The organism is Candidatus Hydrogenedentota bacterium, assembly GCA_016791475.1.
In the GTDB taxonomy this organism is placed as follows: Bacteria; Hydrogenedentota; Hydrogenedentia; order Hydrogenedentales; family JAEUWI01; genus JAEUWI01.
Genome location: JAEUWI010000030.1, coordinates 56,222 through 75,803, shown reverse-complemented (window position 1 = coordinate 75,803; position 19,582 = coordinate 56,222). Strand labels below are relative to the sequence as shown.

Genomic DNA, 19,582 nt, shown 5'->3' with positions numbered 1-19,582 from the left:
AACACCGATGAGTCGCTCAACAAGAGAGAGCCCCATGACCCAAAGTATCTCGCCAGTCACAAGCGCTCTGACGACTATCGGTCTGAGCATCGCTGAAGCCAAAGGCCAGCCCCACACACCCGCCGCCCAACTTCGCGTCACGCGCAACGGCATCGAGGGCGACCGCCATGCGGGGCCCGGCTTGCGCCAGATCAGTTTCATGCATGTGGATGTGGTCGCGACCCGATTCCCGGACGCGGCACAGGATCAAAGGGCGGGTCTTGGCCAGGAGAACATTCTCCTCGATGGCGAGGGCCTCGGCGAGGTCCGGTTGCTCGACACCCTCGAATTCGGCGACGCCCTCCTTGAAATTACCCAAATCGGCAAGCGGGTCAATGAATCGGGACGTGAACTCTGCGGTTCGGAGAGCAAATGTCTCCTGGGCGATTTCGGGGTCTTCGCGCGCGTCGTCCACGGCGGAACCATTGAGGCCGACCACAACATCCTGCACCAGCGGCGCGTGCTCCGCGCCCATATCATCACCGTGAGCGATCGGGCGAGTCGCGGGGAATACGAGGATAAGAGCGGCCCCGCGGCAACGGAACTGGTGGAGCGCTGGTGTCGCGATAACCACTGGACCCCCTGGATCGAAACCCAGGTCATTGCCGATGAGGTATCGGCCATTGAGATGGCCCTCGCCAACGCCAGGGAAAGTCAGGTCGACCTGGTCATCACCACCGGCGGCACCGGCGTCGGCCCCAGGGACATCACCCCGGACGTGGTGGCGAGGCACGCCGATAAGCTCATTCCCGGCATCATGGACTACATTCGCCTGAAGCATGGCGAACGCATGCCCCTCGCCCTCACCAGTCGAAGCATCGCGGCGGTGATGGGCTCCAGCCTGGTCTATACCTTGCCGGGTAGCGTGAAGGCCATCCCGGAATATCTGGAAGAAATATTCAAGACCATGGAGCACATGCTCTTCCTCCTTAAAGGTGTTGCCCCCCACTGACGGATACCCACCCTGTAGAGGCCCGATCAAAATGAATCTCAAATTTTCTGTGGTCGCCCTGGCCACGATGCTTCAACTCACTGCGGCAACGGCTTCGGAACCCGTGGCTCCGCCGCCCGCGCCCACGCCTCAGGCGCAGGAGTCCCTCCGGCCCATGTTGACCCTGGACTGGAGCGCCGGAACCCACATGCCGCAGGGCATGCAGGACAATCACGTCAACTTGCTGGGCAACTGGGTTGTGAGCGTGCTCGGATTCTGCAGCGGCGCGGACGACAACTGGAAGCCGGGCAAGTATCCACGGGGATTCCTGAACAAAGCGTGGGCCCTCAATCTCGAAGACGAAGCCGCAGGCTGGATCGAGCTTCCGCCATTCCCCGGCGCGGCGCGGCAGGCGGGCAACGGCGCGAGCGTGGAGGGCGCCCTCTATCTCTGGGGTGGATTCAGCTATGACGCGCCCTACACGTATGCGGATGGATTTAAGTTGACGCACACCGGGGAGACCTGGAACTGGGAAGCCCTGCCGCCCCTGCCCTCCCCCACCTGCTGGACCGGCATGTCCGTCGTCGGCAAAAAGATTTACGCCCTTGGCGGCGCGGATTATGACGCCCAGGCCTTTTATTGCCTTCAGGATAGAACAGGCACGATAAAGGGTCTGGGGCAGCGCCTGATCATGTTCGACACCGAAAAACCCGAAGCCGGCTGGACCGAGAAGTCGAAACTACCCGGTACGGCGCGCTGTCTTACTGGGACACCCGTCGTGGATGGAAAAATATACGTGATCGGCGGCATTTCCATGCTCGCCACCGGCGCCTATGCCAATGTCGTGGACAACTGGCGCTACGACCCCGCTTCCGACCTGTGGGAGCGGCTTCGCGATCACCCGGTGTCTGCGTCGGGCTCCAGCTCAAGCACCACCGTGTTCGCCGATCGCTATGTGCTGCTCCCCGCGAGCTATCAATACGGGGTCATCGCGAACACGGACGGGAGCGAAAGCCCCGCCTATGGCACGCCACAGAAAGTTACCCGAACCTGGGAAAACCACCCGAGTTTCGCAAACACGCACTACTACAACCACCACTATGTCTATGACATCAAGACGGACAGCTTCGGCACGGCCACGTCGCTCCCCTTCGACGATGTGGCAAGTATCACCGTAGTGCGCGGTGACACGGCCTACCTGTTTCCCGGAGAAACCGCTGGTTTCTATTGGGAGGGCGAATACTTCGGCCATCACCCCGAATTTGTGCTCAAAGGTAAGATCAGCGAAGCGCCTGTCGAGTAAATTGCTACTCTATCTTAGCCCAGTGAATCCCCGTGTTGTTGGTCTCGGGCCCGGCATAGTAAACCAGTACCGCACCGCCGCCCGGCAGCGGCGCCACATTGGGCAGGCCCACTGAGAAGGCATACATCTCGGCCCAGGCATCCTGCATACTCCCTTTATCGACCGTTTGCGAGGCGCCCGCGGAGTCGTACACCACAATCACATCTTCGTCCGGCCACGTCTCGCCCCCGTCTTCACTGCGGCGGACGGTAATCTTCGGCGCGCCCCTTCGATCCACCACGGGCATCGCCAGCTCCCCATCTTCCAGCGCGAAGATCGGCCCCGGCTGCCCCGCAACGCCAGTGTCCTTGAGCGGACTCCAGCCCAGGCCCTCGTCGCGGGAATGACAGGTATGAATGTTCAAATAGGTCGCATGGCTCCGGTCGAAGGTCCAGAAGGCGTCGAAAAGTACGTCGTCGGCCAGAATCGAGGCCCGCTGATCCCAGTAGAAAATGCGATTTTCCGGGTCGCGGGTCACCACACTGTGGCGGGGCCAGGTCTTGCCCTCGTCCTCGGAAAAAAGCAGCACTGAAGCATGGTGCCAGGGTGCTGTATCAAGATACGGCTTGTTGAGTTCGATCTGGCAGACCAGGAGCCCGTCGTGGAATCGAAGAATCGGACCGGTCAGCGGCGTGGGCACGTTGAAAGGCGCCGTATCCATCAACCGGGGCGTGGACCACGTCGCGCCGTCATCCTCCGACTCCGCTAGAAAGATCTTCGTGTCCAGCAACCCCTCGGTCTCATCATTGAAGTAAGGCGCGTCCGGATTGGAAAAGTCCACCCAGTTTATCGCCGCCAGCAGTCTTCCGCCCTTCAGGCGCGTCAGCCCGGCGAAACGGAAAAGCCCCGCCTTACCTTCCACCTCGGGCGGCGAGAACGGCGCGAAGGGTTCGCGCCACGTGGCCCCACAGTCGTCGGACCAGGTGAGGTAGACCTGCTGGCCGGCATTCGGAACCTTCGCCGGGGCGCCCCGGAAGGCGCATAGCCAGCGTCCGGAGCGGGTGACGCAGGCGAGGGGGAAGGTGGCACTGGAATTGGGCCGCCCGGGCCCCGCCGCGAATATGGTTCCACTGCTTTCGACAATCATGGGGCGATCCTCCTTGGTACGGGTAGCGCATATTCAATGGACTCCGGGAATCCGGAATCCATCCTGGGCTCGTAAGTCCGGGAGCCGGTGCTGGCTCGACCGGGTTCATTGTGCTACGCTATGGCGCGCTCAACGCGCCAACCCATTAGAAAGGGAACCATGGGTCATTTGCAAGCCTTGGACATGTTCGTCATCGTAGCCTATTGCAGCCTTATGCTGTTTGTAGGCTGGTGGTCCTCCCGCAAGCAAAGTTCCACAGAGGAGTACTTTGTCGGAAGCCGCGGCATGAGCCCCTTCGTTGCCGGTATTTCTATCGTCGCCACCGTCGTCAGCTCCATTTCTTATCTCGCCGGTCCCGGAGAAATGGTGAAGAACGGTCCCGGCTGGATGTGGCAGATGCTCCACGCCCCCATCTCGTTTCTCGTCGTCGGCTATCTCGTCATCCCCCACATCATGAAGCACAAAGTGACCTCGGCATACGAACTCCTCGATGAGCGACTCGGCCCGGGCGTCCGCAAGACCACCTCCGCCATGTTCGTCCTCTCCCGGATCTTCTGGATGGGCCTCGTGATTTACACCTGCAGCCTCGCCGTCTCCACCGTTACCGGTCTGCCCCTGCGCGGGGTCCTGATCGGGGTGGGCGTCATCGGCACCGCCTACACCATCGTGGGCGGCATCCGCGCCGTGATGATCACCGATGTGATCCAATTCGGCATCCTCATCGGCGGGGCAGTCCTCAGCGTGCTCTATATTTCCTACCGCTGCGGCGGCCTGACCGCCTGGTGGCCGGACTGGTCCTCCCCCGCGCTGCAGGATTTGAATTGGCCCGTGCCCGAATTCTTCACCCTGGATCCGAACGTGCGCCTTTCCGTCGTGAGCGTCCTCATCTATGGCTGCTCCTACTGGATCATGACCGCCACGGGCGACCAGGTGGTCATCCAGCGTTTTCTAAGCACCAAAGATGCGCGGGACGCGCGGCGCAGTTTCGGACTTTCCATCCTGGGCGACGCGCTGACGAGCGGCGTGTTGTTCCTTACCGGCATGGCCCTGGTCGGTTTCTATCTCCGCTTCCCCGAGAACCTGCCCAAACCCGAGCTTGGCCTGACCGGCCAGGCCGATCAATTGTTCCCCCACTTCATCGGCGCCGTCCTCCCCGCCGGCCTGACCGGCCTCGTCGTCTCCGCCCTTTTCGCCGCCGCCATGTCCAGTCTCGACAGCGGCATCAACTCCATCAGCACCGTACTGGTCAAGGACTTCAAGCATCTCTTCGCCCGCAATTGCGAAACCGACGACCAGCAACTCGAGCGCGCGAAGTGGGTCGGCATTGCCGTGGGCGCCACCGCTATCGCCATGAGTTTCGGCGTGACCTACATGCCGGGGTCGAATCTCCTGGAAATCACCGTGCGCTTCAGCTCGGTCCTGGCCGCGCCCCTCTTTGTCGCCTTCGCCCTGGCTTTTTTTGCGAAGCGTTCAACCCCCGCGGGCGCTTGGGTCGGCATTGCCACCGGGGCGGCCCTGGGAATCACGTTGACCTTCTGGAAGGATATCGTTCACCTGGTAACCGGCGCGGAAAGCAACATGTCCATCACCTTCATCATGCCCCTGTCCGCCCTCGGCGCGTACACGGCGGGGCTTGTCGTCAGCCGATTCACCAAAGCCCGCGGCGAGCAGGCGTGAAACAGACCTCAGGATTTCGCCGGAATAAATGCGTCGGCATGTATGTCTTTCATGCTGGCGCCCGCCATGAAGGTCTTCCGCTGGACCTGCTTGACCAGTTCCGGGTTCCCGCAGAGATAGACCTTCCACCCTTTGAGGTCGGGAAAGGTGGTCAGTGCGATGGTATCCACCGCGCCACACCGCATCCAGGCTTCACCCGCTTCATCGCGAACACACACGTGGTACGTGAAATTGGGCCAATGCGCCTCAAGCGCCTGAAGCTCCGAGACGAGGTAGAGATCGCGCGCCGCCAATGCACCGTGAAAAAGATGAATCGGTCCCGTGTGGCCCTGGTGGAGCGCATCGCGCAGGATCGCATAGAGGGGCGCGAGTCCCGTGCCCGTACCCAGCAGCAGCAGGGGTTGCTCCGGATTCCCCCCCAGGTAGAAACAATTACCCAGCGGGCCCGCAATTTCAAGCGTGCTCCCGGCCGCCGCTTCGTGGTGCAGCCAGCCGCTCATACGCCCCCCCGGAACCAGCGCCACGTGGAACTCCAGATGCTCGTCCAGCCCCGGCACGCTCGCGATAGAAAAGCTGCGCACCAGCCCATCCGGCCGCACAAAATTGACGAACTGACCGGGACGATAATCAAAGGTCGAGTCGGCCCGCAGGCGCACCCGAAGCACCCGCTCGTTCATCGCCGACAGACCCATCACGGTGGCTGAAAAACGCTCCAGCGCGTCATCCACCCGGTTGACCACCATATCGCTTTCGGGATGGCAACAGCAGGATAAGAAGTACCCCTGGGCCCGGCGCACCTCGCTCACGCCCTTCTGGGCTGCCGCCGGCACGGGTCCACCCGAACTGCGCAACATGCAACTGTGGCAGACTCCGCTGCGGCAGGAGTTGGGTATCGCGTGCCCGTGACGTTCAAGACACTCAAGCACGGATTCTCCATCCAGCAGGGCATGGGGAGTCGAAGAAAAAAGTATGGTCGGCATGAAGGTTCTCTCGGCGGTGCTGCGGGTGGCCGGGGCAGGCGCGATGACTTGCCTGGCGGGGGCGGCAAAGGTCCACCCCCGGGCGCCGGCGGCGCCGGCGCCCGCTGGAGGGTTGACCGCTCAGGTGTTTCTTGGGATTCCCCCGCTCAGGCGCTGCGGCCCAGGACGTCTTCCCGCGTGGATTCGGCAATGGTGAGCACTTGATCGATCAGTTCCTGCGCCACACCCATCTCCCGCAGGGTCTTCCCAAGATTCTCCGCCACCGCGTCGAAGTGACTGTCGTTCAGGCCCTGCTGGACTAGATGGGCATGCCCGCGCTTCATGTCCGCGCCCGTGTAGTTGTGCGGTCCGCCGAAGGCCATCGTCAGGAAAGCTTTCTGCTTCTGCGCCTGCCGCTCCATATCCACACCGTCAAAGAAGTGGGCGATCCGGTCGTCCGACAACACGTGGCGGTAGAAGAGATCAACGGCCCCGTCCACCGCGGCTGAACCGCCAAGCTGCTCGAATAATGTGCTCATATAAATTCTCCGTGGTTGCTGCACTGGCCCGCGAACACACCTCGCGCGTGAGACGCCGGACCCGGTCCGGCGCCGCGAAGCGCGGTGCCCAACAAACATGCATTGAGAATCAATCTTATACCACACAAACTCAAATGTCAACCGGGCCGGGTTACGTGCTATAATTTCGATAGATCTCTGGAGTACCCTCCCATGCAATTGACCCAATACACCGACTTCGCCCTCCGCACCCTCCTCTATCTCGCCCTCACCACGGAGAACGTGACCATTACGGAGATAGCAGAGCGCTACAATATTTCACGGAACCATCTTGTGAAGGTAGTGCACAACCTGGGCAAACTTGGCTATATCACTACGGTTCGCGGGCGGCAGGGCGGCCTGCGCCTGGCGCGCGCGCCCGAGAGCATCAATCTGGGGGAAGTGGTCCGGCGGACGGAACCCAACTTTCATCTGGTGGAGTGTTTCGACCGCGTAAACGACCGGTGCATCCTGACCCCGGGCTGCCAGTTGAAGGGCGTGCTGGGAAAAGCTTTCAAGGCATTCATGGGCGTTCTGGACGAGTACACCCTGGCTGATCTCATCAGCAACCGCCGGGAACTCGAGCGCCTGCTGAACAATCCGGCTAAAACCAAGTCCTGAGCACCTCTCACCGCGCGATAACGCGGGCGAAATAGTCGATCGTGGGCTTGAGCCCCTCTTCCAGCTTGATGGTCGGGCTCCAGCCCAGCTTTTCCCGCGCCAGACTGATATCCGGCTTTCGACGCGTCGGGTCGTTTTCGGGCAGGGGCTTGAACACGAGTTCCGAGGACGAACCCGTCAGACGGATCACGGCCTCGGCCAGCTCCCGGATTGTGAACTCGTCCGGATTGCCCAGATTGACGGGGCCGTGGAAATCCTCCGTGTCCATCATCGTCATCATGCCCCGAATCAGGTCCTCGAAATAACAGAACGAACGCGTTTGCTCGCCGTCTCCATAAAGGGTGATCGGCTCGCCCCGCAGGGCCTGCACCACGAAATTGCTCACGACCCGCCCGTCGTTCACCTGCATGCGGGGTCCGTAGGTGTTGAATATTCGGATGACGCGAATATCCACCTTATTCTGGTGGTGATAATCGAAAAAGAGCGTCTCCGCCACGCGCTTTCCTTCGTCATAGCAGCTTCGGGGACCGATCGGATTTACATTTCCCCAGTAGGATTCGACCTGGGGATGAATGGCCGGATCGCCGTACACCTCCGACGTGGACGCCTGGAGTATCCGCGCGCGCACCCGCTTCGCGAGACCCAGCATGTTCAGCGCGCCCATCACGCTCGTCTTGATGGTCTTCACCGGATTGTGCTGGTAGTGCACGGGAGAGGCCGGGCACGCCAGGTTAAAGATCCGGTCGGCCTCGATCAGGATCGGCTCGGTGACGTCGTGGCGGATCAATTCGAATCGGGGGTGCCCAAGCAAGTGAGCGATATTCTCCCTGCGCCCTGTGAAGAAATTGTCAAGGCACATTACTTCCTCGCCCCGATTCAACAGGGCCTCACAGAGATGGGAACCGAGGAAACCCGCGCCGCCGGTGACCAGATTGGTGTGGGACATGTATGCTCATCCTTACCCGGCGGGATTCCGCCATTGCCGATGCCAGAAATCGCCCGAACTCTACCACAACGCCGTCTCTTTCGCGAAACGACCCACCGGAAACAGTCCCCTCTGCGGTCTAACTGGGATCTTCCAGCAGTATCTCGTCCGGATCGGACTCCGATGGGGGGGCGACCGGCGGCGGCTCGTAGGCCTCGGGATGCGCCAGATGCTCAGCATCTCCATCCCGCGTCTCGTCAGGCTTCGGGGCCCGTTGCTCGGGAAGATAGGGAAGAATTCGCGGCGTTTCGGAGAGATCGTTGAGGCATAATGTCGCCCCCATGGAGATTGCCTGATCCCGGAGCCCCGTACCACCGCCATACATGAAGAGGGGAATCTCGCCCAAGCCCGGCGACTGGCGGATGAGGGGCAGAACCTCTATCGCGGACAGCTCTCGCTGTTCAAAGCTTATCAAGATCCCGACCGCCTCGCAGGAGTGCAGGCGATAGCCAAGGTCGAGAATGCCGGCGGCCTCTATGACCTCAAAGGCGCTGTTTGCAAGAGATTGCTGCACCATTTCGACGTCCAGCTCATTTCTAGACAGCACCAGTATCTGCGGGTGGGGCGCGGACTCGCCCCGCTCCGTCGCGATTTTCCGCGCCACGAAAAGCTGAATGCCATGGTCCTTTTCATCCACCGCCTGAAACTGGCAGCCATACTTGACGCCCTGCCCCGGCACGGAGCGGCGGTTGCGCACGATGACGGGCCGGTGGCTGACCTGTCCGCCGTCCGGCATTCGGAAGGTGAGGTACAACACCGCGCCAACGGCCACATCCGCGTTCATCAGCACACTGCACCCGCCGCCGCTGAGGTCATCGATTGTGGCATTGCAATTGGCCCCATCCTCCAGCTCGATGGCGCAGGGGGTCTGTATCGCCACCCGTTCGTGCTTGCGCACCTGCACCCGGGCCACCTCCCGGGGCCAGTACAACTGGATCAGGGGAAAGCCCGCGTTCAGGCCCTGCTCCGCAAACACGGCGCTGAAGCCCCACACCTCCCCCTCGTGCATGAACCGGATCACGCACTCCTTGCCCTGGCGGACCACCGGCATGGCGTATCCGGAGACCATGCCCAGCAACAGGTAGTGCCCCAGTTCCCAGCCGCGCAGCCGGGCGGGAAAGCGCCTGGAATTCGGGCTTCCCGGACTGGCGTCAAGAAAGACTTCCATGCCCACTTTCAGACAACGCTCAAGTGCCATCGCGCAAGCGTTGTGGTCGGATCTTGCGGACGGGGTGCCTGAATTTTCTTCTTCCATTGCTCCCACCTCTACGCGCTCCAGCATCGCTGGATACGGCGCATTAAACCTGGAATACCGGCCCCAGCCGCTAGAGTCTCCCCGGGGCCACGGCGATCAGGAGGTCCAACTTGAAAATGTTCCTCCCTCCCCGGCCAGCCTCGCCAACAGGGGAGCGGGCTCCCAAAGTGCGCCGTGTTGCTCGTGAAAAGTCAGCACGCGCGCATAGACCTTGTCCAGCCCGATTTGATCCGCGTAGCACATCGGCCCTCCCCGAAACGCGGGAAAACCGTAGCCGTAGACGTAGATAATATCGATATCCGAGGAGCGCAGGGCGATACCCTCCTCCAGTATGCGAGCCCCCTCGTTGATCAGCGCGTAAATACAGCGCTCCACGATTTCCTCCGGGGATATGGCGCGCCGGGCGATCCCGTGGCGCTCGGCTTCGGCGAGGCACAGGGCCTCCACCTCTGGATCCGGCGTCGCGGCCCGTGTGGCCGGGTCGTAGATATAGAACCCCCGCCCCGTCTTCTGGCCGTAGTGGCCTATCTCGCAGATCTTGTCCGCGATCTCGCAATAGCGCTGGCCCGCCGGGCGCGTGGCGGCCTGGCGCTTCCGGATTCGCCAGCCCACATCCAGCCCCGCCAGATCGCTCATGGCGTGGGGGCCCATCGCCACGCCAAAATCATGGATCGCCCGGTCCACCTCATTCGGGGTCGCGCCCTCCTCCAGAAGAAACAGCGCCTCCCGGATGTAGGGATCGACCATTCGGTTGCCCACAAAGCCATCGCATACCCCCACCAGCACCCCCACCTTCCGGATCGCCTTGCTCAGGGCAAAGGCCGTGGCAATCACCTCTTTCGATGTCTCCCGGCCACGGACAATCTCCAGCAGACGCATGATGTTGGCCGGGCTGAAAAAGTGCAGCCCGATGACCTGGTGCGGGCGCGAGATGCTCGCCGCGATCTCGTCGATGTCCAGCGTCGAAGTATTCGTAGCCAGAATGGCGTCCGCCTTGCAGACCGCATCCAGCGCCTTGAACACCGTTTTCTTAAGGGCCATCTCTTCAAACACCGCCTCGATCACGATATCCACGTCCGCGAGGTCGTCATAGGATAGTGTCGGGCGTATAAGCGCCATGGTGGCATCCATCTGGGCCTGCGTCATGCGCCCCTTCTTCACCCCGCTGGCGTAGTTCTTCGCAATCACCGCCAGACCCCGATCCAGTCCCTCCTGACTCGCGTCCAGCAGGTACACCGGAATGCCGGCATTCGCGAAATTCATTGCGATGCCACCTCCCATCGTGCCCGCACCGATGACGGCGCCCAGGCGGAGCGGACGCACCGGGGTGTCTTTGGGTACGTCGGGGATCTTGCCGGCCGTTCGTTCTGCAAAAAACAGATGACGTTGCGCCCTGGACTGGTCCGAGTGAAGGCACGCGTCAAAGATCTCACGCTCCCGGGCGAGACCTTCGTCCATAGAGGTCTTCGTGGCGATCTCCACACAATCGATGGCGCGCTGCGGCGCGTCGAATCCACGGCGCTTCTTGCCGTAATCCCGGCGGGCCGCCTCAAAAATGCCCGGGTCGAAGCCCTGCAGCTTCTCTTCGAGATCGCGCACGCGCCGGAGCGAGGTCGGACCCGCCGGAAGCGCACCCGCAAACGCCACCGCTCCTTCGAGCAAGTCGCCGTCAACGATCTTGTCCACAAGACCCAATTCCAATGCGCGGGCGGCACCGATGGGCAGACCGGAAGCAATCATTTCGAGCGCGGCCTCCGGGCCGACCAGCCGGGGAAGGCGCTGCGTGCCGCCGGCGCCGGGAACCAGGCCGAGGGACACCTCGGGAAGGCCGCACTTCGCCCCCGGAACCGCCACACGATAGTGACAACCCAGGGCCGTTTCCAGGCCGCCACCCAGCGCCGTGCCGTGCAGCGCCGCCACTATGGGCTTGGTGCTCGCCTCAAACGCCGCAATGACTTCATCAAGCCAGGGGGCGGACGGTGGACGGTCGAACTCCGTAATGTCCGCGCCCGCAATGAAGGTTCGGCCCGCGCAAGTCAGCACGAGGGAAGTTACCCCGCCATCTGAGAGGCCCGCGCTCAGCGCATCCAGCAATCCCTGTCGCACGGCGACGGAAAGGGCGTTCACCGGGGGGGAGTCGATTGTGATCACGCCCGTACTGCCGGCCGCGTGGTAGGAAACAACTGCACTCATGAAACGGCGCTCCTCCGCATTGATTCCACACTTGGCCCGCCGACTCGGCATCGACCACGAAGTGGGTGTTGCCGCGCATTGCGGACCGCGCATAGCTTACACAAGTCTCTGAAGTATAACCAAGTAGGACTTGCAGACACCCGCGCGGGTTTCGCTTGTCAAGCTCCGGGACCGCCGGGGACTACCGCATTTCAACGTTGCGCCTTTATTTGATTGCCCAGTTTCCGCACTTGTACCCCTGCGGAAGCCTCTGCTACGATGGCTGGGAAAGTGGGTGTGTCCGGCACGACCAGCGCCACGGAGCGCGGGTCGCGTAATCCTGTGCATATCGCCTTTCCGGGGTGACAACGCTGGCGGAGAGCTATTGCTTGCTTAAGAGGTTGATCGATTTCGTTGCATCGCCCCCGCCGGGAAACGCCCCCAGACTCACCCTGCAGGATATGGCGCTCTGCGCGCTCTGGGTGGAAACCCAGTCCAAGAGGGCGGAGTCGGACGCCACCGCGCAAGCCCTGACCGGCGCCGTCCAGCGCTGGACCGCCGCACCCGACACCCCGGACCTGAATACTTCCGGTCGCCGTCACCAGTTCCTCCTGCGCGACCTGATAGAACTGGTCCGGGCGCACCGCGTCGAAGTACTCATGGCCGAAGAGGTCGCCTTTCTCACCGCGACCCTCAACCTGGCCCGAACGGTTGGCACCCACGCCGTGACCGCGCGCGTTACCGCACTGCTGGAGCCCCACGCCGCCGCCCTTGAAGCGCGCAGGGCCGCCAAGGAGCCCACGCCCGGCCTCGCCACCCTCGAACGCCGGATCCAGTACGTGACGGAACGCGAACTGCTCGCGGCGGAAACCGCCTTCATTCGCCTCCTGGCCGGAATCGAGTTGCCCTGCCGGGGTCCCGTTTTCAAAGCCTCGACCAACCTGCGCATCCTGGGAGACGTGCCCGACGGGTGCACGGTCGTGGTGGAAAACGATGGAATCTGCTGCGTCGACGGCTACGTCATGGGGCGGGTTCTGTCCAGACGCCAGTGCGAAATCCGGCACAACATTTCCGGCGTGGCCATCGTCCTGACCGGCCACATTCGCGCCCGCGGCGTGATCAACAACGCCGTGGCCATATCCAAGATGGGGAGTGTGGTCTGTGTGAACGCTCAAGGCCCCAGGCTTGTTTTCGCCGGGCAATCCATCGTGGTGGAAGATACCGCACTCATGGGCAGACTGATCACCCGCCAACTCCACGTCGGACGGGAAGTCCGGGGAAGCCGCCTGGAAATATCCGGCGAAGCCAGCGCCCAGCACTTCCGGCACCTCGGCATGAGCAGCGTTTCCATCGTCCTTCGCCGGGAGCTTTCCTGCGCCGACTTCGGCGAAGTCACCGGCGCGGAGCTCAACCAGCTCCTCTCACGCGCCTATGGCCTGCGCCGCCACGCAAGAAACTTCTCCCACCTCGCGGTGGCCGCAAAGCGCGAAGCCGACCACTCGGCGCAGTCGGTGCTCATGTTCCTGTTTGGCGGCGGCGAGGTCCAGAAGCGGCTCGAAAGCCTCCTGCGCAGCCAGCGGCGCCACGCCTTCATCTCCAATGTCGTGCTCAACCTCCAGAACATGCTCAACGATGCGCGGGAAGATTTGTTCCAACCGGTCGCAGGCGGGGAGGAGAACTTGCCCGCGGCCACCGTCGCACTGGATGCGTTGGACGATGACGACTTGAAGGCGGCCGAGGCCGAAGCCGCAACGCTGGAGAACTCCCTGCGATCGAGGGCCCTCGACCGGCGGCAGCGCTCCCTGCTCATGGAAACGGCCCACAACAAACTGGCGGCCATGAAGATCCTTCAGAGCCAGATGGCCGATCAGGTGGTTCAGGAGGAGCGCGCCATGCAGAACATGGAAAAATATGAGCAAATCCTCGCCGGCGGAGGCAAAGAAGCCACGAAGCTGGATGTGCTCTTCCGCATTATTCCCGCCCTGCAGGGCCAGGCACCCGACAGCCAGCTGGGAAAGCGACTACGCTCGAACTTCGCCGTGCTGGCCCTGCGTAATGTTGATCGCGCCGTGCGCCGCGCGAACGAGTTTGAGGTGAAGGCCGCGGAAAACCTCAATAATTTCCGCGCGGTCTCGGATCAGCTTGGCAAGGACTACCAGATACGGATCCTGGAAAACCCCGAAGATGAAGGAAACGCCGCCCGCGTCACGGGGCGATTCGAAGCCGGCGCGCGAATCTACATGGACGATTATATCGAGAACATCGCGAGTGCGGCACCCGACGCGCTGATTATCACCCCCGAGGACGACGCCATCCGCACCTATCTGCGCAGTGGCGCCGGAACCCGGTTCCACACGGCGGAATAGTCCCCGTCAGTCCGATTTACAGACCCTGAGCCCCATAAAGTCCGAGGTCGTGTCCGGTCGGGCGTACCAGCCTCGATAGGCGCTTCGGCATTCCGGCGTGATGATGCACCAGCTCCCCCCGCGGGTAATCCGCTCCTCGATCCCGTCGTCAATCCATGCAGCCCCCCCGACCGGCGCACCGTTATAGTCCTGATGGTGGTGGTCCTCGCACCACTCGCACACGTTGCCGTGCATGTCGTGGAGCCCCCAGCCGTTCGGCTTCTTCTCGCCCACCGGATGCGTGCGCCCGTTTGCGATCTCATGGTTCCAGGCGTACTCGTTGAGCAGCCCGGGATCGCTCCCGAAGCACCAGTCCCCGGGCTCTCCGGCGCGGCAGGCATATTCCCACTCCGCCTCGCTCAACAGCCGAAAACGGCCCGCGCCCTGGGCGGTGAGCTTCCGAACGAACTCCTGGCAGTCATGCCAGCTTACATTCTCCACGGGCAGGTTGGGATCGCCTTTGAACACGGACGGATTTCCACCCATGATCGCCTCCCATTGGCTCTGGGTAACCGGATACTTCCCCACCCAGAGTCCCCGCGATATCGTCACCGGGTGGCGCGGCTCCTCCTCCACTGAACCGTCATCGCTGCCCATGTAAAAGGTGCCCGGTGGAATCCAGACCAGCTCGATGCCCGCAACGGTGATCGGCTCCCTGGCCTGCTTCTCCTCGTCCTGGCGCTTGCGCTCCATCCCCGCCGGAATCGCCTTCTCCAGCATGGCCGCCGCGGCAAGATAATGCTGCTTCGCGGCGGTAAAGTCCGGAAGGGAACGGCGCGCCCGATCAATACACAAGTTCGCCTGCGCGATCTCGTCCCGGGCAAAGGGCGCAACACCCTGCACATCGATCAACTTGCGCAGTTCCGCCACCCGTTCCCGAGGCGCGACCAGCGCCGCCTCGCCATGCTGCAGCGCCTGCTTCAACGCCTCTACGTACAACGTCGCCGCATGGTGGTAGGACTGGGTCGCCTTCCCCAGGGCCGCCGTCTCCCGGGCGCGCTTCTCCTCCATCGACGCCGTCGCAAAAGCCTCCGGGGCCAGGCGGTGGGCGTGGGCCGCCTCGGCCTTCGCCCGAATCGATTCCATTTTCTCCCGCGTCGCCTTCAGCGCCAGCATCTTGTCCATCAAGGCCTTGGAGCGCTCCACGGCCTCCTTAAATTTCGCCGACGCGTTGTTGAAGGCGTCACGGGCGGCGCCGTACTGCTTGAGTTGCTCGTAGGCCTCACCGTTCCGAAAGGCTTCCACCCCCTCGTTCAGTGGACCGTGGGCCAGTTTGTCGCCTCCGTTCCGCTTCGCATCCTGCGCGAGTTGGTAGGCCCTCAGTTTTACCAGCTTCATATCGTCCAGCGATACCAGATCGGGTGCCGCCGGGCTGGCGACCACGGTCCCCGCCGCCGGAATCAGACACTTCGCGAGCGCCTCGGCAAGTTCCGCCGCCCCGGAATAGCGATCTTCCGGATGGTGTGCCATCGCTTTTTCCACGATGGCGGTCACGGCGGCCGGCAGTTCCCGGCGCTCGCGCAGCGGCACGTGGCGGTTGGCCGAGATTTCGGACATGATGGCCTCGGCCGTGTCACCCCGAAAGGGCAGCGATCCGCACAACAGCTCATACAGCGTCACCCCGTGGGAAAAAACATCGGTCCGCGTGTCGCCCGCATATCCGCCGATTACTTCGGGCGCCATATAGGCCGGGGTGCCGCCGGGTGCGCCCCCTTGTTCGTTGGAGGTGGGGTCAAACAGCCGGGCCACGCCAAAGTCCGCAAGCTTGGCGCTGCCCCCCTCGATCTCCAGCAGGATATTCGCCGGTTTGATATCGCGATGAATAATGTAGCGCTTGTGGGCGTAGGCCAGCCCCTCCGCGCTTTCCTTGCCGATACGCAGGGCCATCTCGATTGGCAAGCCCTTGGGGTGGACCCGGAGCAGCATCCCCGCGTGGGACCCCACAAACTCCAGCACAAAGTATTTGCGACCCTGATACTCGCTGAACTCGAAGATGGTCACAATCGAAGGGTGCTTGCCCAGCGCCGCCACCGCCTTCGCCTCTTCCAGAAACATGGCCTCGTGGGATTTGTCCAGAAACTGGTGAAGAAACTTGATGGCCACATAGCGGCCCAGGGTTACATCGCGCGCCTTATACACCGCGCCGTAGGCCCCTTTGCCAAGCACAAACTCGATCTGATAGTGGCCAAGCCGGGTCCCGAGGAGCGGATCAACAAGAGGTTCGGCGCGCTCCAGACGCAGGGGGACCACGTCGTCCAACATGCTCTGCCGAACGTCTGAATATGTCATTGGCTCACCAATGCCCCGTTCCCACTCAGCCCTGACCGTCTGCCCGGTCACGATAACGCGTTCCACCCGATTCAGGCACATAGCGCGCCCACTACACCCACATCATAGCGCAGGTGTGTGCGGAAACGCTAGCGAAAGGCGCATACAAGCGCGGCCTTCTCCCGCCCGCCGCCTTGCAGGCCCGCCAGAGAGGAAATTGTCCCGGCCACTGTGCCAGACTACGTCCAACAGTGGGCGAATCCTGTTGCGGCTTGTGAGGAGAGCGGAGACCCATGCCCAGAATATACGTGATCGGCGGGCCCAACGGCGCGGACAAGACCACCGCGTCCATGGCCCTTCTCCCCGATCGGCTTCAATGCCCGGAATACGTCAACGCCGACGCCATCGCGGCGGGTATCTCGCCCTTCCGCCCGGAGTCCGTGGCCCTGCAGGCCGGACGCGTCATGCTTGCGCGACTGCGCGAACTGGTGGCGGCCGAGCAGGATTTTGCCTTCGAAACCACCATGGCCTCCCGTTCCTTTGCCCCCTTCCTTCGGGACTGCATTGCGAGGGAATACAAGGTTCACCTGCTCTTCGTCTGGCTGAAGTCGCCCGACCTGGCAATCGAACGCGTCGCGCACCGCGTCGCGGCGGGCGGCCACCACATCCCGGAGGATGTGGTCCGACGACGGTACGTTCGGGGGATACAGAATTTTCTAAATCTCTATATACCCTTGGCACGAACCTGGGATTGCATGGACAATTCTTTCGGAGAGCCCGTTATGGTTGCCAAGAAGGACAAGAATGGTACAATAGCCGTACTCGAATCCGACACTTGGCAGAAAATTCGCGAGACAACGTGATGACCGACAACGAAATTCAAACAGCGTTCGCAGAAGGCATGCGGATTGGCGTCCAGCGCGCGCTGGCCGAACACAAGCGTATGGGCCGTTCCATTGTGGTCGAACGCGACGGGCAGATCGTGGAAATTCCCCCGGAAGACATCGTCGTCGCCGACGAGTTCCTTTCACCACCCCTCCACCAGGCCCTGTAGCCGCCCCACGGCGTTTCGCCCGCACGACGTGGCGCGCCCCCCCTGTAACCTGCTATCATTTGCGCTCCCTTGCAACCATCCCCCGGCAACGGCCCCTCCGCCTGCATCCCGGCAATGCGCATAGCGCCCTGCCGAAGTACAGGCCGGTCTGTTTGTCCATCCCCATTATAAGGAGAGCCCACGTGGAAAAACGTATTCACAATTTCTCGGCCGGTCCGGCCGCCATGCCCCTTCCCGTCCTGGAGCGCGTGAAAGAGGAACTCCTCGTTCTCCCCGGTGCGGGCGCGTCCGTCATGGAAATCAGCCACCGCTCCAAGCAGTTCGCCGCCGTTCACGAAGCGGCCAAAGACAACATCAAGTCCCTCCTCAACCTGCCGGACAACTACCGGGTCCTCTTCCTCCAGGGTGGCGCCTCCCTTCAGTTCTCCATGATCGCCATGAACTTCCTCAATGGCGGTAAGGCCGACTACCTCAAATTGGGCACCTGGGCGGAAAAGGCCATCGGCGAGGCAAAGAAGCACGGCACCGTCCAGATCGCCTGGGACGGCAAGGGCGAGAACTATGTGCGCATGCCCGACCAGAGCGAACTCAAGCTCGATCCCGGCGCGGCCTATGTCCACTCCACGGCCAACGAGACTATCCAGGGCATCGAATTCTTCAAGGATCCCGAAACGGGAGACGTCCCCCTCTTCTGTGACTTCTCCTCCAGCTTCCTGTCGCGCCCGATAGATGTCACCAAGTACGGCATGATCTATGCCGGCGCCCAGAAGAACATCGGGCCCTCGGGCGTGGTCGCCGTCATTCTGCGCGAAGATCTCCTGGATCGCGTGCCGGCCAACCTGCCTTCGCTGCTCGACTACAAAGTCATGGCGGAGAACGATTCGTTGTACAACACGCCGCCCGCCTTCGGCATCTACATGGTGGCCAAGGTCACGGAATACCTCCGCAACGACATCGGCGGGCTGGAGAAGATGGAGGCCATCAACCGCAAGAAGGCGAAAACCCTGTACGACGCCATCGACGGCAGCGGCGGCTTCTACATTGGCCACGCCCAGGAATCGAGCCGCTCGCTCATGAACGTGACCTTCGTGCTGAAGGACAAGAACCTCGACGGCGCCTTCACGAAGGAAGCCGAGGCCCAGGGCCTCGACGGCCTGCCCGGCCACCGCTCCGTGGGCGGCTTCAGGGCCTCCATTTACAACGCCCTCACCCAGGAAAGCGTGGACGCCCTTGTGGCCTTCATGAAGGAATTCCAGGCCAGGAACGGCTGATTTCAAGACGATCTCTCACGGGCGGCCCAATTAGCGGGCCGCCCGAATCATTTGCAGCCCCAAAAGACCCACCGAAAACCGAAGGGAGCCCCCAATGCGAATCCTTATCGCCGGTTGCGGCTACGTCGGCGCCGAGCTGGCCCGTCAGCTCGCCGAGCAGGGGCACACCGTCTTCGGACTGCGTCGCAACACGGCCCAGTTGCCGTCGGGCATCGAACCGGTCACGGCGGATCTCGCCATCCCCGGCTCCCTGGCCGTAATCCCCAAATCCCTCGATTACGTCTTCTACACGTCAAGCGCCAGCGGTTACTCCGAATCGGCCTACAGCGCCGCCTACGTCTCGGGTCTGCGAAATCTCCTGGCCGCGCTCTACCGACAGTCCGACCTGAAGCGTATCTTCTACACCTCCAGCACGGGCGTATACAGCCAGGACGACGGCACGTGGCTTGATGAATCCAGCCCCACGCCTTCGGATCGCTTTTCAGCCCGTATCCTCCTCGAAGGTGAACGGGAAGTGCGCGATGCCCGTATCCCCGGGACGGTCGTGCGCTTCAGCGGCATCTACGGGCCGGAGCGAACACGGCTGATCGACAGCGTAGCCAATGGAAGCGCACGCCTCGAGCCCGGACCGGACCGCTACCTGAACCACATCCACCGCGACGATTGCGCCGGTTGCCTGGCCCACTTGATGGTCCTGCCAAACCCGGCCCCCCTCTATCTGGCCACGGACGATGAACCACGAACCCGCAATGACTTGCTCCGATGGATTGCGAAGCAACTGGACATGCCCGAACCGCCCATGATGAAAGAAAGCCCGGAGGAGGCGCGCCCTTCGGAACGTGGGGGGAACCGCCGCTACCGCAACGCCCTCCTGCGCGCAAGTGGCTATTCTTTCAAATACCCCACCTTTCGAGAAGGGTATGGGGAATTGATTGCCACCATTCACGAGAGCTAATCTC

Annotated in this window: 16 protein-coding genes; 9 read left to right on the top strand and 7 right to left on the bottom strand. The window is 62.4% G+C overall.

Translation table 11 applies throughout. The annotated features are described in order from the left end of the window. Positions 1-34: 34 nt before the first annotated feature. Entirely contained in the window at positions 35-991 is a 957-nt protein-coding gene (locus tag JNK74_16530; GenBank protein MBL7647790.1) for a molybdenum cofactor synthesis protein, read from the top strand. Between the two features lie 31 nt (positions 992-1,022). Continuing rightward, on the top strand, positions 1,023-2,273 hold the full coding sequence (locus tag JNK74_16525) for a hypothetical protein (GenBank protein MBL7647789.1): 1,251 nt from the start codon (positions 1,023-1,025) through the stop codon (positions 2,271-2,273). Between the two features lie 4 nt (positions 2,274-2,277). On the opposite strand, the gene JNK74_16520 is transcribed toward JNK74_16525, so the two are convergent. Beyond that, complete coding sequence (locus JNK74_16520; protein ID MBL7647788.1) at positions 2,278-3,399, bottom strand: exo-alpha-sialidase; 1,122 nt, start codon at positions 3,397-3,399, stop codon at positions 2,278-2,280. 159 nt (positions 3,400-3,558) lie between these two features. Between JNK74_16520 and JNK74_16515 the strand changes: the two genes are divergently transcribed. Further along, on the top strand, positions 3,559-5,076 hold the full coding sequence (locus tag JNK74_16515) for a sodium/solute symporter (protein MBL7647787.1): 1,518 nt from the start codon (positions 3,559-3,561) through the stop codon (positions 5,074-5,076). 8 nt (positions 5,077-5,084) lie between these two features. On the opposite strand, the gene JNK74_16510 is transcribed toward JNK74_16515, so the two are convergent. Next, entirely contained in the window at positions 5,085-6,056 is a 972-nt protein-coding gene (locus JNK74_16510; protein MBL7647786.1) for a 2Fe-2S iron-sulfur cluster binding domain-containing protein, read from the bottom strand. A 146-nt stretch (positions 6,057-6,202) separates the two neighbouring features. Further along, entirely contained in the window at positions 6,203-6,574 is a 372-nt protein-coding gene (locus JNK74_16505) for a group 1 truncated hemoglobin (protein ID MBL7647785.1), read from the bottom strand. Between the two features lie 192 nt (positions 6,575-6,766). On the opposite strand from JNK74_16505, the gene JNK74_16500 reads away from it, so the two are divergent. Beyond that, a complete protein-coding gene (locus tag JNK74_16500; protein MBL7647784.1) occupies positions 6,767-7,213 on the top strand; it encodes an Rrf2 family transcriptional regulator in 447 nt (148 codons plus the stop codon). Positions 7,214-7,220: 7 nt separating this feature from the next. Here the strand turns inward: JNK74_16500 and JNK74_16495 are convergent, their stop codons facing one another. The 3 genes from JNK74_16495 to JNK74_16485 form a co-directional block, all read right to left on the bottom strand. Then, a complete protein-coding gene (locus tag JNK74_16495; GenBank protein MBL7647783.1) occupies positions 7,221-8,159 on the bottom strand; it encodes an SDR family oxidoreductase in 939 nt (312 codons plus the stop codon). 118 nt (positions 8,160-8,277) lie between these two features. Further along, positions 8,278-9,366 carry a PilZ domain-containing protein gene (locus JNK74_16490; GenBank protein MBL7647782.1) on the bottom strand — a complete coding sequence of 363 codons (1,089 nt, stop codon included), beginning with the start codon at positions 9,364-9,366 and terminating at the stop codon, positions 8,278-8,280. Between the two features lie 183 nt (positions 9,367-9,549). Beyond that, the gene (locus JNK74_16485; protein MBL7647781.1) at positions 9,550-11,646 is read right to left on the bottom strand and encodes an enoyl-CoA hydratase/isomerase family protein; all 2,097 of its coding nucleotides are present in this window, start codon (positions 11,644-11,646) and stop codon (positions 9,550-9,552) included. A gap of 368 nt (positions 11,647-12,014) precedes the next feature. Between JNK74_16485 and JNK74_16480 the strand changes: the two genes are divergently transcribed. Then, positions 12,015-13,991 carry a hypothetical protein gene (locus JNK74_16480; protein ID MBL7647780.1) on the top strand — a complete coding sequence of 659 codons (1,977 nt, stop codon included), beginning with the start codon at positions 12,015-12,017 and terminating at the stop codon, positions 13,989-13,991. 6 nt (positions 13,992-13,997) lie between these two features. On the opposite strand, the gene JNK74_16475 is transcribed toward JNK74_16480, so the two are convergent. After that, the gene (locus tag JNK74_16475; protein MBL7647779.1) at positions 13,998-16,319 is read right to left on the bottom strand and encodes an SUMF1/EgtB/PvdO family nonheme iron enzyme; all 2,322 of its coding nucleotides are present in this window, start codon (positions 16,317-16,319) and stop codon (positions 13,998-14,000) included. A gap of 272 nt (positions 16,320-16,591) precedes the next feature. On the opposite strand from JNK74_16475, the gene JNK74_16470 reads away from it, so the two are divergent. The 4 genes from JNK74_16470 to JNK74_16455 all read left to right on the top strand — a co-directional run bounded on the left by JNK74_16470 (position 16,592) and on the right by JNK74_16455 (position 19,578). Further along, positions 16,592-17,161, top strand: coding sequence for a Zeta toxin family protein (locus JNK74_16470; protein ID MBL7647778.1), 570 nt, complete (start codon positions 16,592-16,594; stop codon positions 17,159-17,161). Further along, positions 17,161-17,352 (top strand): hypothetical protein, encoded by a 192-nt coding sequence (locus tag JNK74_16465; GenBank protein ID MBL7647777.1) that lies wholly within the window; start codon positions 17,161-17,163, stop codon positions 17,350-17,352. Before JNK74_16470 ends, JNK74_16465 begins: the two co-directional genes overlap by 1 nt. Before the next feature lie 182 nt (positions 17,353-17,534). Next, entirely contained in the window at positions 17,535-18,623 is a 1,089-nt protein-coding gene (gene serC, locus JNK74_16460) for a 3-phosphoserine/phosphohydroxythreonine transaminase (GenBank protein ID MBL7647776.1), read from the top strand. A 94-nt stretch (positions 18,624-18,717) separates the two neighbouring features. After that, a complete protein-coding gene (locus JNK74_16455; protein ID MBL7647775.1) occupies positions 18,718-19,578 on the top strand; it encodes an SDR family oxidoreductase in 861 nt (286 codons plus the stop codon). Positions 19,579-19,582 lie beyond the last annotated feature (4 nt).

Coding starts and splice junctions, on each gene's coding strand:
- JNK74_16495 (MBL7647783.1), bottom strand. CDS start 8,159: ATGTCCCACACCAATCTGGTCACCGGCGGCGCGGGTTTCCTCGGTTCC.
- JNK74_16500 (MBL7647784.1), top strand. CDS start 6,767: ATGCAATTGACCCAATACACCGACTTCGCCCTCCGCACCCTCCTCTAT.
- JNK74_16475 (MBL7647779.1), bottom strand. CDS start 16,319: ATGACATATTCAGACGTTCGGCAGAGCATGTTGGACGACGTGGTCCCC.
- JNK74_16525 (MBL7647789.1), top strand. CDS start 1,023: ATGAATCTCAAATTTTCTGTGGTCGCCCTGGCCACGATGCTTCAACTC.
- JNK74_16530 (MBL7647790.1), top strand. CDS start 35: ATGACCCAAAGTATCTCGCCAGTCACAAGCGCTCTGACGACTATCGGT.
- JNK74_16515 (MBL7647787.1), top strand. CDS start 3,559: ATGGGTCATTTGCAAGCCTTGGACATGTTCGTCATCGTAGCCTATTGC.
- JNK74_16465 (MBL7647777.1), top strand. CDS start 17,161: ATGACCGACAACGAAATTCAAACAGCGTTCGCAGAAGGCATGCGGATT.
- JNK74_16520 (MBL7647788.1), bottom strand. CDS start 3,399: ATGATTGTCGAAAGCAGTGGAACCATATTCGCGGCGGGGCCCGGGCGG.
- JNK74_16505 (MBL7647785.1), bottom strand. CDS start 6,574: ATGAGCACATTATTCGAGCAGCTTGGCGGTTCAGCCGCGGTGGACGGG.
- JNK74_16455 (MBL7647775.1), top strand. CDS start 18,718: ATGCGAATCCTTATCGCCGGTTGCGGCTACGTCGGCGCCGAGCTGGCC.
- JNK74_16485 (MBL7647781.1), bottom strand. CDS start 11,646: ATGAGTGCAGTTGTTTCCTACCACGCGGCCGGCAGTACGGGCGTGATC.
- JNK74_16470 (MBL7647778.1), top strand. CDS start 16,592: ATGCCCAGAATATACGTGATCGGCGGGCCCAACGGCGCGGACAAGACC.
- JNK74_16490 (MBL7647782.1), bottom strand. CDS start 9,366: ATGGAAGTCTTTCTTGACGCCAGTCCGGGAAGCCCGAATTCCAGGCGC.
- JNK74_16510 (MBL7647786.1), bottom strand. CDS start 6,056: ATGCCGACCATACTTTTTTCTTCGACTCCCCATGCCCTGCTGGATGGA.